This is a genomic window from Stenotrophomonas sp. CCNWLW57 (genome assembly GCF_037203925.1).
Lineage (GTDB): Bacteria > Pseudomonadota > Gammaproteobacteria > Xanthomonadales > Xanthomonadaceae > Stenotrophomonas > Stenotrophomonas rhizophila_A.
In genome coordinates, this window is record NZ_JBBCBJ010000002.1 from 684,940 (window position 1) to 700,534 (window position 15,595).

The window sequence follows — 15,595 nt, forward strand, 5'->3', positions numbered from 1 at the left end:
ACCGTCTACCGCGCCATCATCGTTCTCATTGCGGCCACGGTAGGGCGATCGCGGCCAGCGCGCATCCGCGTTCCCGTAAAGACGTCACAAAGCAGTGAATCAATTTTTGAATTGAATTTGCCGATTTCTGATACGCAGCCTATGGAGAGGTCACCATCCCGGGCGGGCTGCGGCGGATGGCACACGCCGCAGCGATCGCTGACACCAGCAGGTCGCCGGTCACCGGCTTGCGCAGGAAGCCATCGAACCCGGCCGCCAGGACCTGCTGTTCGGCGTAAGCATCCGAGCGCGCCGTCACCGCGATCAGCGGCAGCGCGTAGCCCATGGCGCGCAGCTGCCCGGCGATGGCGATGCCATCCAGCGCGGGCAGGTCCAGGTCAAGCAGGCCGATGTCGAAACGTCCGGCAGCCACTTCCGACAACGCCGCCAAGCCGTGCAGGGCATGCACCACCGTGTGTCCGCGGGCCTGCAGCAGGCCGGCAATGACATCAGCTACGGTGGCATCATCTTCCACCAGCAGGATCCGCAACGGTGGCAGGGCAATCGGCGCGCCATGCAGCGGCGCATCCGCAGCGGGCCGCTGGCGCACGGTCCACGGCAGCGGCAGGTGCACGGTGAAGCGGGCACCCTGTCCGGGCGCGGAGTCGATGGCGATGCGTCCGCCCATGGCCACGGCCAGTTCCTGGCAGATCGCCAGGCCCAGGCCACTGCCGCCATAGCGGGACGCCGTCCGCGGGCCGTCCGCCTGTTCGAAACGGTGGAACAGGCGCTGCTGCTGGTCCTGGTTGATGCCTGGCCCGGTGTCGGTGACCTCCAGCTCGATACCGCTCCCGCCCGGCACCAGCTCGATGCCCAGACCGACATGGCCGTGTTCAGTGAACTTGATCGCATTGCCCAGCAGGTTCATCAGGATCTGGCGCACGCGCATCTCGTCGCCACTGACCTGCACCGGGCCGGGCAGGTTGAAGCTGCGCTCGAAGGCCAGCCCGCGATGATGTGCCATCGGTTCCATGAGCGTTTCGACCTGGGCCAGCATCGACATCAGGTCAAACGGCCGGATGTCCAGTTCCAGCCGCCCCGCTTCGATCCGGGCCAGATCCAGCGCGTCATTGACCAGCCGCAGCAGATGGGTACCGGCGTGCTGGATGGACGCGGCGTAGCCGCGCTGCAGCTCGTCCAGTGGCGTGGCCAGCAGCAGTTCGCTCATGCCCAGCACGCCGGTCATGGGGGTACGCACCTCATGGCCGAGCGTGGCAAGGAACCGGCTCTTTGCCTGCGACGCCTGTTCGGCGATCTGCTGCTTGTGCACGGTCAGATGCCATTGCTGGCGGCGGCGCAGACGGGCGCGGGCAAACGCCGCCACGGCGGCCACCAGCAGCAGCCACAGCAGCACGTAGCCCAGCACGGCCCAGCTGCTGCGCCACCACGGTGGCTGTACCTGCACGGTGATCGTGCGTGACGGTGTCCATTCCCCATGCGGGGTGGCGGCCTGCACGTCGATGGCGTACTGGCCTGGCGGCAACCGCGACAACAGGCGTTCGCCATCGGCGTTCTGCATCACCCAGTTCTGGTCATAGCCGGACACGCGATAGCGGTAGCGGTTGCCCATCGGGCTGGCATAGGACAGCAGGCGCGCCGAGATGATCAGATCGCGATCGCCCGGGCCCAGCACCAGCGGCGCGTTGACCGGCAGCGACTGCTGGCCTTCGGCATCGTCGCGGCGTACCTGGATGTTGTCGATGACCAGTTGCGAAGGCGGCAGCGGCGTGTCTGCTGCATCCGGGTCGAAACCCACCAACCCGGTCGCGGTGACGGCCAGCACCCGGCCGTCGGCACCGGCCACGGGTGGGCGTCCGCTGAATTCCCGATCCGGCAACCCGTCCTTCTCGCCGTACAGCCGCAGCCGACGTTCGCGTGAATGCCAGCACACCAGGCCACGCGTGGTGGTGGCCCAGACCTGGCCGTTACGGCCAAGCGCGATGCCGCCCATCGACACCGGCGGCATTCCCTGCGCGGCACCAACCCGCTCGCGGAGCGTCATGCTGAGCCCGTCCCACCGGTAGCGCTCGAGTGCGCCACTGCGCGCCATCCAGACCTCATCGGCACTGACCCAGGCCATGTCGAAGAGGTTGCCGGGCGCAATGCCGGGCACGCGTTCAAAGCGGTCCTTCTGCCACCGCAGCAGCCCCATCTCGCCCATGTCGCCCATGATCCACAGCCCGCCGCGCGGATCGAACAGCATCTGCTCCACCGGCACATCGACCAGGCCGCGGCCGTCACCGATGCGGATGTCGTCGAGCAGCTTGCCCTGCGCGTCGCGGCGCTGCACGCCGTAGTTGGTGATCGACATCCACAGATCACCGTTGGGCGCTTCGCGGATCAGCTCAATGCGTTGGCGCACATCCGCGCCGCCTCCGATCTTCCACTCGCGCAGCTGTCCGGTCTTTGGCTGGAACAGCCCCAGCCTTCCGGCCCGACCGAGCCAGAGCGCACCATCGGCGCGCGGCAACACCGACCTGACCGCTCCCACGCCGATCTGCTTCTCAGTGGCTATCTGGTGCAGGCTTCCGCCCGCATCCAGCCGGTACACCCCATGCGCCCCGGCGACGTAATAGTCGTTGCCTGCCGCAGCTGCCCCGAGCAGGTACGCACTGTCCAGGGGTTTTCCATCGAGCTGGTACCAGGTGGAGAAACGCTTCCAGTCCGGAGGGAGGTAGGCCAGACCCTGGGTCAACATGGCCACCCACAGTCCCCCCTCGTGGTCCTGCAGCATGTCCAGCACGCCGCTGCGTTCGGTCAGGAATCCGCTGCCGCCATCGCCGGCCAGCAGGCGCAGCTGGGCATCATCGCCGCGATACAGGCCGTCGGCCGTGCCCAGCCAGTAGCCGCCATTGCGATCATGCAGCACCGAGGCGGCACGCACATCGGCGCCCACCTTCCACGGTGCCGGGCGCGCGTCGCCATCGGGACTGATCCGGAACAGCCCACCCTCGGTACCGGCCCACACCGTGCCATCGGGGTCGCGGGTCAACCGGAACACGCTTTTGCCGCCCAGCACCGCCGGGGCGATCCGGGTGAAGCCGCGGCCGTCCCAGCGCGCCACGCCACTGCCGGTACCCACCCAGACATGGCCTGCAGGATCGGACAGCAGGCTGTAGATGGTGTCGTCGGGAAGCGCTGTCGGATCGGCCGCGTTGGCCTGGTAGCGGACCAGCGTCCCGTCCTCTTCCCGCCGGCAGATGCCATGGCGGTTGGTGCCGATCCACAAGGCCTTGCCCGCATACGCCAGCGACCAGAACTGCCCCTCGCAATGCTGGTCGATGTCCGGGAACCGCTCGAAGCGTTCGCGGCCAGGCCCGAGCATGCTCAGGCCAACGCCGTTGCTTCCCACCCAGACCCGATCCAGCGGATCGACCAGCAGCGTCTCGATCTCGTTGCCCGGCAGCGAGCCGGGATCGTCGGGTTCATTGCGCCAGACCCGCAGGCCAACGCCGTCGATGCGGGCCAGGCCATCATCGGTGGCGGCCCAGATGTAGCCCTGCCGGTCCTGCGCCAGGGCAAGCACCATGCGCGAGGGCATGCCTTCGGCGGCGCCGAGGCGGCGCATGCGCGGTGTCTCTGCCGATGTCCCTGCGGCCCACAACGCCGACGGCACCGCATACAACGCCAGTGCCAGCAGCACGATGCCTGCCCGCCAACCGCGCGCGCTCAACGCCATCGAGTTCTCCCTGTTGCCCGGGATTGTCACACAGTGCGCCGCACAACGCCCCGGTCGCGCGCCGCTGGGCGCACCACGATCTGTTGCAGCCATGGTGCTGCCAGGCATCACGGACCAGCGCGTATGATCGGCCCAGCCCTGAACGGAGCCGGCTGTGACCAAGCGCCTGACCCTTGCCCTGCTGTTGTGTACCGCCCCCTGGGCGGTGAGCGCCGCGCCCGATACCTACCGCCTCGACCCGGTGCATACACGGGTGCTGTTCGCGGTGGAGCACGCCGGTTTCTCGCAGGCACTGGGCACCGTCTCGGGCAGCGAAGGCGTGCTTGCCTTCGATCCCGACAACTGGAGCAGCGCCACGCTCACGGTCAGCGTGCCGCTGCAACGCCTGGATCTTGGCGATGACAAATGGAACAAGGCCGCGCTGGCGCGCAACCTGCTCGATGCCGAGCGCCATCCCGAGGCCCGGTTCGTTTCCACCCGCGTCGAACCGGTCGATGCCACCCATGCGCGGGTGATCGGTGAACTGACCCTGCGCGGGGTCAGCCACGAGGTCGCGCTTGACGTCACGCTCAACGCGGTCAAGCGCCACCCGATGCCGCCATTCCGCCGTACCGCTGGGTTTTCAGCCACCGCCACCCTGAGCCGAAGCGCGTTCGGGGTGGATGCGTGGCCGTCGATGATCGGCGACCAGGTCCAGCTGCGCATCGAAGCCGAAGCCCTTCGCGACCGCAATGCCACCGATCCGCAGGACACACCGTCCGTCGACGCGCCGGGAACTCCGGAACCGATCGACGACTCCGACACTCCCTCTACTTCGCCAGCCCGGAAGCGCTCGCCATGACGACCCGAAACACCCATGACCGCTGGGGCAGTGTCAGCCAGGGACTGCACTGGCTGATCGCCCTGCTCATCCTCGTGCTCGGCATCGTCGGCCTGACCATGGGCGAACTGCCACGCACCCCGAAGTACTTCTGGGTCTACACCGCACACAAATCGCTGGGCATCACCGTGCTGGCCCTGGTGGCGCTGCGCCTGGGCTGGCGCCTGTATGCCGGCGCGCCCGAACCGGTACCCGGCACCCCGACCTGGCAGGAACGCATCGCCTCGGCCACCCACTGGCTGCTGTACGTGCTGATGTTCGCGCTGCCGTTGTCGGGCTGGGTCTACGATTCGGCCAGTGGCCTGCGGCCGTTCCGCTGGTTCGGGCTGGTCGACGTGCCCAAGCTGGTCGCGCCCAACCCGGGCGCGCGCGACATCTCCCATGCCATCCATGAGTGGGGCTTCTGGGTGCTGATCGCCGTGGTGGTCGCCCATGCCGGCGCTGCCTTGTACCACCACCTTTTCCAACGCGATGCCACGCTTGCGCGCATGCTGCCGCAGGGCTGGCTCGCCTCCCCCCAGAAGGACTGACGATGAACATCAAGCTCACCTCCCCCGCCGCCGTGGCTGCCGCGCTGGCCGGCCTGATGGCCACCGCCCCGGTGCTGGCCGCCGACTACGTGCAGGCCGCCAACAACGGCTCCACGTTGGTTTTTGCCACCAAATATGACGGTGAAGTGTTCACCGGAAGTTTCCCCGGCTTCTCGACCAAGGTCAGCTTCGATCCGGTCGACCCCGCCGCCGGCACGCTGGACGTGACCATTCCACTGGCCGGCGCAACGTCGGGCAACAGCGACCGCGATTCGACACTGCAGGGTGCGGAATTCTTCAATGTGGCCAAGTTCGCCACAGCCCGATACACCGCCAAAGGCTTCACCAAGAGCGGCGACAAGTACGTGGCCAATGGCACGCTGGAACTGCGCGGGGTGAGCAAGCCGGTCACCTTCACCTTCGAATGGAAGCCCGGTCCCAACCCGGTGCTGACCGGCAAGGCTACGGTCAAGCGCCTGGACTTCGGCGTGGGCGGCGGTGACGACTGGAAGGACACCAGGAACATCCCGGACGACACCGCGATCAGCACCGTGGTCAAGCTGCAGGCGAAGTAACCCCCCTCCCGTGGCGCCGGCCAACGGCCGGCGCTACCGCTGCCCGCTCATCCACGCCGACAGGGTGGACGCATCAAAGGGCCAGTCCAGCTCACGCCCCTGCCCATCGCACAGCACCGGCACCCGGCTGCCATAGCGGGCCTCCAGGGCCGCGTCATCATCGATGAACACACTGTCGAGCCCGGGGACCCGGGCCTGGGCCAGGACCGCAAGGGCCAGGTCGCAGAGGTGGCAGTCGTCGCGCTGGTACAGGATGAACATAAGGTCGATATGTTGCGTTGCAGCCAGGGTGGCGGGCCCGGACAGCATAGAATAGTGCTCCATCCGATACCCGCAGTTTGGCAATCATGGCTGTCAGCACGTTCGACGTTTTCAAGATCGGCATTGGCCCGAGCTCCTCGCACACCGTAGGACCGATGAAGGCCGCCGAACGCTTCGTGCACCGCTGGCTGCTGGACCCGGGCTGCCTGCAGGACGTGGTGCGCATCCGCGCCGACGTGTATGGCTCGCTGGCGTTGACCGGCCGCGGCCATGGCACTGACAAGGCCGTGCTGCTGGGCCTGGAAGGCCAGCGACCGAACCTGATCGATCCGGACATCATTCCCGGCACGCTCGAGCGGATCCGCAGCAGCAAGCGCATCCGGTTGATGGGCACCCATGAGATCGCCTTCGACGAGAAGCGCGACCTGGGCCTGAACAAGCGCCAGAAGCTGCCCTACCACACCAATGGCATGCGCTTCACCGCGTACGACGCGCAGGACCAGGTGATCGCCACGCGCGATTACTACTCGGTGGGCGGTGGCTTCGTGGTCAACCAGGACGACGCGGCCGATGACCGCATCGTGCCCGATGAAACCCCGCTGCCCTATCCGTTCAAGAGCGGCGACGAGCTGCTGGCGCAGACCGCACGTAGTGGGCTGAGCATTGCCCAGCTGATGTTCGAGAACGAGAAGTGCTGGCGCAGCGAAGACGAGATCCGCGACCAGCTGCGCGAGATCTGGGACGCGATGCAGCAATGCTGCGCCCGGGGCATCCGCCAGGAAGGCACCCTGCCCGGTGGCCTGCATGTGTCGCGCCGCGCCCCGGCGCTGTACCGCGAGCTTTCATCCAAGCCGGAAGCGGCCATGCGCGACCCGCTCACCACGCTGGACTGGGTCAACCTGTACGCGCTGGCGGTCAACGAAGAGAACGCGGCTGGTGGCCGCGTCGTCACCGCGCCGACCAATGGTGCGGCCGGCGTGCTGCCGGCGGTGCTGCATTACTTCGACCGCTTCTGCCCCGGTGCCAACGAACAGCGCGTGTTCGATTTCCTGCTCACCTCGGCCGCGATCGGCATCCTGTACAAGGAAAACGCCTCGATTTCCGGTGCCGAAGTCGGCTGCCAGGGCGAAGTGGGCGTGGCCTGCTCGATGGCCGCCGGCGGCCTGGTCGCCGCGCTGGGTGGCAATCCCAGCCAGATCGAGAACGCCGCCGAAATCGGCATGGAACACAACCTGGGCCTGACCTGCGACCCGATCGGCGGGCTGGTGCAGATTCCCTGCATCGAGCGCAATGCGATGGGCGCGGTGAAGGCGATCAACGCCTCGCGCATGGCCATGCGCGGCGACGGCAAGCACAAGGTGTCGCTGGACAAGGTGATCAAGACCATGCGCGATACCGGCCGCGACATGCAGGACAAATACAAGGAAACCAGCCGCGGCGGGCTCGCGGTCAACGTCATCGAGTGCTGATCGGAGACGCGTGGGCGGTTATCCTCGGGGTTCCCCCACTGGAGACCGCCATGCGCATCCTGGCCGCCGCCCTGCTTGCCTGCCTGCCCCTGACCTCGTTCGCCGCCGACACCTACGACGCGCGCCTGCAGGCCTTCGACTACGGTTGGCCGATCAAGACCTTCAGCTTCGATTCGCAGCGCCAGCCGCTGGAAATGGCCTACCTGGACGTGGCGCCTGCCGGCCGCCAGGTCGGCACGGTGGTGCTGTTGCACGGCAAGAATTTCTGCGCGGGCACCTGGCGTGATGCCATCACCGCGTTGAGCAGCGCCGGCTACCGGGTAATTACGCCGGACCAGATCGGCTTCTGCAAATCGAGCAAGCCACTGCGCTACCAGTACTCCTTCGGCCAGCTGGCAGCAAACACGCAGGCGCTGTTGGCGCATCTCAAACTGGACACCACCAAAGTCGACCTGGTCGGCCATTCGATGGGCGGCATGCTGGCCGCGCGGTTCGCGCTGATGTATCCGCAGCAGCTGCGCCAGCTGGCACTGGTCAATCCGATCGGGCTGGAAGACTGGAAGGCCAAGGGCGTGCCCTGGCGCAGTGTGGATGCGTGGTATGCCAACGAACTGAACACCAGTTTCGACAGCATCAAGAAGTACCAGCTTGACGTCTACTACAGCGGCCAGTGGACGCCGGAGTTCGAACACTGGGCACGCATGCAGGCCGGAATGTATGCCGGCCCCGGCAAGCAGGCCGTGGCCTGGAGCCAGGCGCTGACCTCGGACATGGTGTTCAACCAGCCGGTCGTGCATGAGCTGGCCAACATCCGCGTGCCGACCACGCTCTTCATCGGCCAGAAGGACCGCACCGCGATCGGGCGTGACCTGGCCCCGCCTGCATTGAAAGCTGCGCTGGGCGACTACCCTGCCCTGGGCAAGGCTGCCGCCGCCGCGATCCCCGGCGCGACGCTGGTGAGCTTCGACGACCTGGGACATTCGCCGCAGGTGCAGGACCCGTCGCGGTTCAACGCGGCGTTGTTGAAGGCGTTGAAGGGCGAGTGATCGACAACACGTCGTCCAACAAGGCGGCGGCGGTGATCCCGGCCCCCGCACCCGGCCCCTGGATCAACAACGGCTGCGCGTTGTAGCGGTCGCTGTGGATCGCCACGCGGTTGTCGGTCTGCGCACCGCCGGCCAGCGGATGGTCCAGCGGCACGATCCGCAGCCCGACCGTGGCGCCGTCATGGTCGAAGCCGCCGATGAAGCGCAGGCAACCGCCCTGCGCGCGTGCCTGCTCCCAGTGCCGCTGCAGCGGCGCGTCCAGCAGGGCCAGCTGTTCGATCGCCTGGGTGGTCGGCAGCACCGCCAGTGCATCGGGCACCAGCGAGTTCACGGCCACCTGTTCGGCGCGCAGCGCGATGCCGCTGGCGCGGGCAAGGATCAGGAGTTTGCGGCGCACGTCCTCACCGGACAGGTCCACGCGCGGGTCCGGCTCGGTGTACCCCGCGCCCGCCGCCTCGCGCACCCACGCCGAGAAGGGGCGCTGACCGTCGTAGTGGTGGAACAGCCACGCCAACGACCCCGACAGCACGCCTTCCACCCGGTGGATACGGTCGCCGCCGGCCACCAGCCCGCGCAGGCTGCTCAACAGCGGCAACCCTGCGCCAACCGTGGCGCTGTCGCCGTAACGCGCACCACCGTCCAGCCCGCTGCCGGCGATGGCCTGTGCACGCGCCAGCTGTGCGCCCTGCCCCAGCTTGTTGGCCGTCACCACGTGCACGCCGCGCGCCAGCCACTGCTCATGCCAGTTGGCCACATCGTCGCTGGCGGTGGCGTCCACCACCACGTCACCGCGTTGCAGACCTTCGGCTTCGGCCCAGGGTTGCAGCGCTGGCACCGTGCGCGCGGCATCGTTGGCGCGCGCCAGGGCCTGCGCCGGCTGCTGTTCGCAGGCGCGTGCCGTGCGCGAGTTGGCCAGCCACGAAAACTGCGGCAACTCGACGCCTCGTGCCTCGAGCGCCTGGTAGCGCTGCACGAACGCGGTTCCAACGGTGCCCGTACCCAGCAACGCCAACCGACGTGGCGCCGGGCGCGCGAAAGGCAGTACCGCGCTCATGCGTCCACCAGCCTGCGCCGGGCCAGCTGCGCCTGGCGGTCGATTACCGCCTGGGCCCGCTCCAGGCCGGCCTGCAGGTCCGCGACCAGGTCTTCAGCCGCTTCGATACCCACCGACAGGCGCAGCAGGCCTTCACTGATCCCCGCATGGGCGCGGGCCTCGGCGGTCATCGCCGCGTGGGTCATGGTGGCCGGGTGCGCGACCAGGCTTTCCACCCCGCCCAGCGATTCGGCAAGGGTGAAGCAGCGCAGGCCATCGACGAAGGCGCGCACCGCCGCGTGCGGGTCATCGCCCGGGCACGAGGCCAGTTCGAAAGACAGCATCGCGCCGAACCCGCTCTGCTGGCGCGCGGCAATCGCGTGGCCGGGATGAGATTCCAGGCCGGGGTAGTAGACGTTGGCCACCGCATCGCTGGCGGCCAGCAGCTTCACGATGTCGGCGGTGTTTTCCTGGTGCACGCGCAGCCGCGCACCAAGCGTCCGCAGGCCGCGCAGGGTCAGGAAGGCATCGAACGGCGAACCGGTCAGGCCCAGCGCGTTGGCCCACCACACCAGCTGCTCGTGCAGCGCCGGATCGCGCGCCACCACGGCGCCACCGACCACATCGCTGTGGCCGTTGATGTACTTGGTGGTCGAATGCAGCACCACATCGGCGCCGAAGGCGATCGGCTGCTGCAGCGCCGGTGACAGGAAGGTGTTGTCGACCACCACCTTCGCACCGGCGCGGTGCGCGGCATCGATGACGAAGCGCAGGTCGGTGATTCGCAGCAGCGGGTTGGACGGAGTCTCGATCAACACCAGCGTGGGCGACCGCGCCAGCGCGTCGGCCAGCGAACGCGGGTCGGTCAGGTCGGCGGTGACCAGCTGGAAGTGGCCCTTTTTCGCCAGCGCGTTGAACAGGCGCCAGCTGCCGCCGTATGCGTCGTGTGGCACCACCAGGGTATCGCCCGGTTCCAGCAGCGCATTGAGCACCAGGTTGATCGCGCCCATGCCGGTGGAGGTGATCACCCCGCCAGCACCGCCTTCGAGTTCGGCCAGCGCCTCGCCCAGCAGGTCACGGGTGGGGTTGCCGCTGCGGGTGTAGTCGTACTGGCGCTTGTTGCCGAAGCCATCGAAGCTGAAGTTCGACGACAGCACGATCGGTGGGGTCACCGCCCCGTGCGCGGTATCGCGATCGATACCGGCGCGCACGGCGGCGGTGACTCGGCTACAGGTCGGCTCGGAACCGGCGGACTGGCTCATGCGTGTTCTCCCGGGGTACGGAATGCGGTGGCGAGGATCGCGTCGATGCGATCGGTTTCTTTGAGGAAGGCGTCATGGCCATAGGGCGAGCGCAGCACGCGCAGGCTGCCGCGCGGGCCCAGCCCTTCGACCAGGCCGACCAGGTCGGCCAGCGGCACCAGGCGGTCGCCTTCTACGGCCACCACGACGGTGGGTACGCTGATCGCGGCGGGGTCGATGCGGTGCAGGTCGATCGATTCGGACAGGCGCAGGTAGGCCTCCACCGGGGTGCGCGCGACGTACTGCGCGCCGGCGGCATCCAGGTAATCTTCGGCCGCCACGCGGACACGCCCGTTGACCACTTCCGGCGGTGCATCGAAGCGCTCGCCAAATTCTTCCGGGGTGCGGTAGCTGAGCATGGCGAACTGCCGGGCCAGCGCCAGGCCGTGGCTTTCGCCGCACTGCAGCTGGCCCAGCGCAACCGCGCGGCGCTGCAGCGCGCGCCAGGCGGCGGCGTAGGGATGCGGGCGATGCGCGCCGCTGACCGCGACCAGTTTGGCCAACCGCTGCGGGTGGCGCACTGCGAACTGCTGGCCCACCAGCGCACCGTAGGAGTAGCCCACGAAGCACTGCAGCTGGGTAATGCCGAGGTGATCGAGCAGCAGGGCGAGGGCATCGGCCTGGTCGGCGGTGTCGATCGGCAGGTCCAGTGCGCCGTCGGCACCGATGAAATCGAAGGCCAGGATGCGGCGCGAGGCCGGATCCAGCGCACGACCGGGTGCTACCAGGCCCTCTGCCCAGCCCTTCTCGGGGAACTCGGCGTTGGCGGCCACATGCCGGTGTGCGGAAATGCCACCGGCCAGCACCACCACGGGCGCCTGTTCACGGCCCACCAGTTCGTAGCGCAGCCGCACCGGACGTGCCCCCCCGTGGCGCATCGACAGGATCGCGGCGATCTCGCCGCGAACGGCGCTGCGCCCGGCATCAACCGGAACGCTCAAGGGGGCGAAGGAGTCCGAAGCAATGGCGGCGGTGGCGAAACTCATGGCGATATCCCGAAGAGGAAAACGGCCATCGAGCTTTCGCGGAGCTCGCGTTCGAAGCGCACGCACGGTGCACGGTTCGAACCATCTTTCGGAAGACACCACGGTCCCCGCAGGATTTGGCACCTACGCAGGTCGCTTTCGCGCCTGCGGGCTGCCCCGGCTTCAAAGGGCCTGTCCCTCTGCCGGTCTCGATGGTGGAGCCACGATGCCAGCACATTCCGGGCATGTCAATCCTTCCATCTGGATGAAGCGATATAGTTTTTTCTCATCAGCCCGCAGCCGCCCCTCTTTCCTGAACGAACGCGGTTGCGTAGAGTCCGCGCACCCTTACTGGAAGCTCGCTGATGCGCCGGATCCTGCTGCTCACACTGCTGGCGTGCCCGTTGATGGCACCGGCCGCTGAATCCAACGGTGGAGCGGACTGGCGCGGCGGCTGGGGATTGGTGCGCCCGGCCGACCAGGCGCCGCAGGGGGCGCGGAGCGGCACGCTGGCCTCGGTGAAGCTCGAAGGGGGTGCCGCGTACTGGCAGGCGCGGGTCGACAACCACCTCACCGGTCCGGTGCAGATCGCCCTGCGCCAGGACGCAGGTGCCGCGCTGCTGCCCGGGCTGCCCCTTCAAACCGTGCTGCCCGGCTCGGCGAGCGTGGTGGTGGCGCGGCTGCAGCTGCCACCGGATACCGAACGCCTGAACCTGCTGCTGGACGCGGTTCCCGGCGACCCGGCTGCGCGGCCGCAGGACGTGGCCTACCAGCTGCCTTTCGATGCGCGACGGTTCCAGGTCAGCCAGGCGCCGCAGGGGCGTTTCAGCCACAACGATGCTGAAAACCGCGACGCGGTGGACTTCGCCCTGCCCGAAGGCACCCCGGTGCTTGCTGCCCGCGCGGGCAAGGTGATGCAGGTGCAGGGCAACTTCAGCGGCAACGGGCAGGATCCCGCGCGCGACCGCGACCGCGCCAACTTCATCCGTGTCCTGCATGAAGACGGCAGCATGGCCGTGTACGCCCACCTGCGCGAAAACGGGGTACTGGTGCGCAGCGGCCAGCGGGTCGAGGCCGGCCAGCGCATCGGTGTGTCCGGCAACACCGGCTACAGCACCGCCCCACACCTGCATTTCGTGGTCCAGGCCAATGCCGGCATGCAGCTGCGCTCGATTCCGGTACGCATCGTGGCCCCCCAGGGCGAGCTGCACTTCGCGCGTGAAGCGGCTGACGGCGGCGACGCGGCCAGCCACTGACCCGCCGGGCGGGGCGGCCCGGTATACTGGCGGGCTTATCTCCATGAGAAGCGCCCCGGGCGGGCGCGTCACGCCATGTCCGAAGTCGCTACCGAAGCTGCGCGCCGCCGCACCTTCGCCATCATCTCCCACCCTGACGCCGGCAAGACCACGCTGACCGAGAAGCTGCTGCTGTTCGGCGGTGCGATCCAGATGGCCGGCTCGGTCAAGGGCCGCAAGGCCGCGCGCCATGCCACCTCGGACTGGATGGCGCTGGAAAAGGAGCGCGGCATCTCGGTCACCTCATCGGTGATGCAGTTCCCGTACGAAGGCAAGATCGTCAACCTGCTCGACACCCCCGGCCACGCCGACTTCGGCGAGGATACCTATCGCGTGCTTACCGCGGTGGACTCGGCGCTGATGGTGATCGACGTGGCCAAGGGCGTGGAAGAGCGCACGATCAAGCTGATGGAGGTGTGCCGCCTGCGCGACACCCCGATCATGACCTTCATCAACAAGCTCGACCGCGAGGGCAAGGAGCCGATCGACCTGCTGGACGAGGTGGAAAGCGTGCTGGGCATCCAGTGCGCGCCGGTGACCTGGCCGATCGGCATGGGCCAGCGCCTGAAGGGCGTGGTCCACCTGATCAGCGGCGAAGTGCACCTGTACGAACAGGGCCGCAACTTCACCCGGCAGGATTCGACCATTTTCCCGTCGATCGATTCACCGGGCCTGGCCGAAAAGATCGGCGCGGGCATGCTGGCCGAGCTGCGCGACGAGCTGGAACTGGTGCAGGGCGCCAGCCACGCGTTCGATCTTGACGCCTACCTGGCCGGCAGGCAGACGCCGGTGTTCTTCGGTTCGGGCGTGAACAACTTCGGCGTGCAGCCGCTGCTGGACTTCTTCGTCGAGCACGCGCCGTCGCCGCAGGCACGCGCCACCACCGGTCGGGTGATCGCGCCGCAGGAAAACAAGCTGACCGGCTTCGTGTTCAAGATCCAGGCCAACATGGACCCGCAGCACCGTGACCGCGTGGCGTTCATGCGGGTCTGTTCGGGGCGCTTCGTAGCGGGCATGAAGACCTTCCACGTGCGCACGGGCAAGGAAATGAAGCTGGCCAACGCGCTGACCTTCATGGCCAGCGATCGCGAAATCGCCGCTGAAGCATGGCCGGGCGATGTCATCGGCATCCACAACCACGGCACCATTTCCATCGGCGACACGTTCACCGAAGGCGAAGCGGTGAGCTTCACCGGCATCCCGAACTTCGCGCCGGAACTGTTCCGTCGCGCGCGCCTGCGCGATCCTCTCAAACTCAAGCAGCTGCAGAAGGGCCTTGCGCAGCTGTCCGAAGAAGGCGCCACCCAGTTCTTCCGCCCGCTGATGAGCAACGACCTGATCCTGGGCGCGGTGGGTGTGCTGCAGTTCGACGTGGCCGCCTACCGGCTGAAGGACGAGTACGGCGTGGAGGCGACCTTCGAGCCGGTGAGCGTGACCACGGCACGCTGGGTGACCTGCAACGATGCAAAGAAGCTGGAAGAGTTCCGCGAGAAGAATGCGGGCAACCTCAGCATCGACGCGGCGGGCCAGCTGGTCTACCTGGCGCCGACCCGGGTCAACCTGCAGCTGGCGCAGGAACGCGCGCCGGACGTGCGCTTCGCGGCAACCCGCGAAGCCGCGCACAGCGTGTCGGTCGCCTGACCTGGTGAAACCGGCGATGATAGGGGGGAGCGGGCTCCCCCTCCCCGCGCGACGATCATCGCCATGACCTCTGTTGCTTCCGTACGTGAAGAAATCGCCAGCGCCCTGACCCACGGGCTGGGCGCGGTCGCCGCGCTCGCCGGCAGCGCGGTATTGATCACCCTGGCCGCCATCTACGGCGACGCCTGGCAGCTGGCCAGCGCCATCGTGTTCGGCGTGGCGCTGCTGCTGCTCTACACAGCCTCCACGCTCTACCACGCCATCCAGCACCCGATCGCCAAGGGCCGGCTGAAGGTGTTCGACCACTGCGCGATCTACCTGCTGATCGCCGGCACCTATACTCCATTCACCCTGATCGGCCTTCGCGGCCCGTGGGGCTGGGGCATGTTCACCGCGATCTGGGCGCTGGCACTGGCGGGGGTGATCTTCAAGCTGTTCTTCACCGGCCGCTTCAAGCTGCTCTCCACCATCATCTACATCGCGATGGGCTGGATGGTGCTGGTGGCGATCAAGCCGATGTGGTCCCACATCGACGGCTGGACACTGGGCTGGCTGTTTGCCGGTGGCCTGTCCTACACGCTGGGCACCTATTTCTACCACCGCGAATCCATCCCTTACTCCCACGCGATCTGGCACCTGTTCGTGATCGGCGGAAGTGTCTGTCACTTCGTTGCGGTTACTGCACAGATTCTTTGAAGCAACGGCAACCGCAACAGCAACAGCAACAGCAACAGCAGGTTGCCGTTTGCTTGCTGTTTAGGGGCGGTGTGGGTGGGTCGCCGGGACACGCCGCAAGTACGTCCTTGTAGCAACTGTGTTGCTGAAGGGGCCGGCGGCCCCTCCGGCAGACGGGCATGGTGGTGCCGGCCGCTGGCCGGCAG

13 protein-coding genes and 1 riboswitch are annotated in these 15,595 nt (G+C 67.6%); of the genes, 8 read left to right on the forward strand and 5 right to left on the reverse strand.

Annotated elements, in window-relative coordinates; genetic code table 11:
- Positions 1 to 139: 139 nt before the first annotated feature.
- The gene (locus tag V9K91_RS07915; protein WP_336443206.1) at positions 140 to 3,718 is read right to left on the reverse strand and encodes an ATP-binding protein; all 3,579 of its coding nucleotides are present in this window, start codon (positions 3,716 to 3,718) and stop codon (positions 140 to 142) included.
- Positions 3,719 to 3,872: 154 nt separating this feature from the next.
- Here V9K91_RS07915 and V9K91_RS07920 point away from each other — a divergent pair, with 154 nt between their 5' ends.
- Genes V9K91_RS07920 through V9K91_RS07930 form a run of 3 tightly spaced genes read left to right on the forward strand, consistent with a single transcriptional unit; the run spans position 3,873 to position 5,703 of the window.
- Positions 3,873 to 4,559 (forward strand): YceI family protein, encoded by a 687-nt coding sequence (locus V9K91_RS07920; protein ID WP_249832945.1) that lies wholly within the window; start codon positions 3,873 to 3,875, stop codon positions 4,557 to 4,559.
- Positions 4,556 to 5,128 carry a cytochrome b gene (locus V9K91_RS07925; protein ID WP_095364380.1) on the forward strand — a complete coding sequence of 191 codons (573 nt, stop codon included), beginning with the start codon at positions 4,556 to 4,558 and terminating at the stop codon, positions 5,126 to 5,128. The genes V9K91_RS07920 and V9K91_RS07925 overlap by 4 nt, the downstream gene beginning before the upstream one ends.
- 2 nt (positions 5,129 to 5,130) lie before the next feature.
- The gene (locus V9K91_RS07930; RefSeq protein WP_249832946.1) at positions 5,131 to 5,703 is read left to right on the forward strand and encodes a YceI family protein; all 573 of its coding nucleotides are present in this window, start codon (positions 5,131 to 5,133) and stop codon (positions 5,701 to 5,703) included.
- 33 nt (positions 5,704 to 5,736) lie between these two features.
- Here the strand turns inward: V9K91_RS07930 and V9K91_RS07935 are convergent, their stop codons facing one another.
- Positions 5,737 to 5,964, reverse strand: a complete 228-nt coding sequence (locus V9K91_RS07935) for a glutaredoxin family protein (protein WP_210131416.1) — start codon at positions 5,962 to 5,964, stop codon at positions 5,737 to 5,739.
- Positions 5,965 to 6,050: 86 nt separating this feature from the next.
- Between V9K91_RS07935 and V9K91_RS07940 the strand changes: the two genes are divergently transcribed.
- A complete protein-coding gene (locus V9K91_RS07940; RefSeq protein ID WP_068853685.1) occupies positions 6,051 to 7,433 on the forward strand; it encodes an L-serine ammonia-lyase in 1,383 nt (460 codons plus the stop codon).
- Positions 7,434 to 7,483: 50 nt separating this feature from the next.
- Positions 7,484 to 8,479 (forward strand): alpha/beta hydrolase, encoded by a 996-nt coding sequence (locus tag V9K91_RS07945; protein ID WP_336443205.1) that lies wholly within the window; start codon positions 7,484 to 7,486, stop codon positions 8,477 to 8,479.
- On the opposite strand, the gene V9K91_RS07950 is transcribed toward V9K91_RS07945, so the two are convergent.
- From V9K91_RS07950 to V9K91_RS07960, 3 genes are read right to left on the reverse strand one after another with little or no spacing between them, the layout of a single operon-like run.
- The gene (locus tag V9K91_RS07950; protein WP_336443204.1) at positions 8,442 to 9,533 is read right to left on the reverse strand and encodes a homoserine dehydrogenase; all 1,092 of its coding nucleotides are present in this window, start codon (positions 9,531 to 9,533) and stop codon (positions 8,442 to 8,444) included. The genes V9K91_RS07945 and V9K91_RS07950 overlap by 38 nt on opposite strands.
- A complete protein-coding gene (locus tag V9K91_RS07955; RefSeq protein WP_336443203.1) occupies positions 9,530 to 10,774 on the reverse strand; it encodes an O-succinylhomoserine (thiol)-lyase in 1,245 nt (414 codons plus the stop codon). The genes V9K91_RS07950 and V9K91_RS07955 overlap by 4 nt, the downstream gene beginning before the upstream one ends.
- Entirely contained in the window at positions 10,771 to 11,799 is a 1,029-nt protein-coding gene (locus V9K91_RS07960) for a homoserine O-succinyltransferase (protein WP_068853689.1), read from the reverse strand. Before V9K91_RS07960 ends, V9K91_RS07955 begins: the two co-directional genes overlap by 4 nt.
- A 78-nt stretch (positions 11,800 to 11,877) precedes the next feature.
- Positions 11,878 to 11,997: riboswitch (SAM riboswitch) on the reverse strand.
- A gap of 146 nt (positions 11,998 to 12,143) precedes the next feature.
- Here V9K91_RS07960 and V9K91_RS07965 point away from each other — a divergent pair.
- The 3 genes from V9K91_RS07965 (at position 12,144) to V9K91_RS07975 (ending at position 15,410) form a co-directional block, all read left to right on the forward strand.
- On the forward strand, positions 12,144 to 13,034 hold the full coding sequence (locus tag V9K91_RS07965; RefSeq protein WP_068853690.1) for a M23 family metallopeptidase: 891 nt from the start codon (positions 12,144 to 12,146) through the stop codon (positions 13,032 to 13,034).
- A gap of 75 nt (positions 13,035 to 13,109) precedes the next feature.
- Entirely contained in the window at positions 13,110 to 14,714 is a 1,605-nt protein-coding gene (locus V9K91_RS07970; protein WP_210130867.1) for a peptide chain release factor 3, read from the forward strand.
- Between the two features lie 57 nt (positions 14,715 to 14,771).
- A complete protein-coding gene (locus tag V9K91_RS07975; RefSeq protein ID WP_210131417.1) occupies positions 14,772 to 15,410 on the forward strand; it encodes a hemolysin III family protein in 639 nt (212 codons plus the stop codon).
- The last annotated feature ends 185 nt before the right edge of the window (positions 15,411 to 15,595 follow it).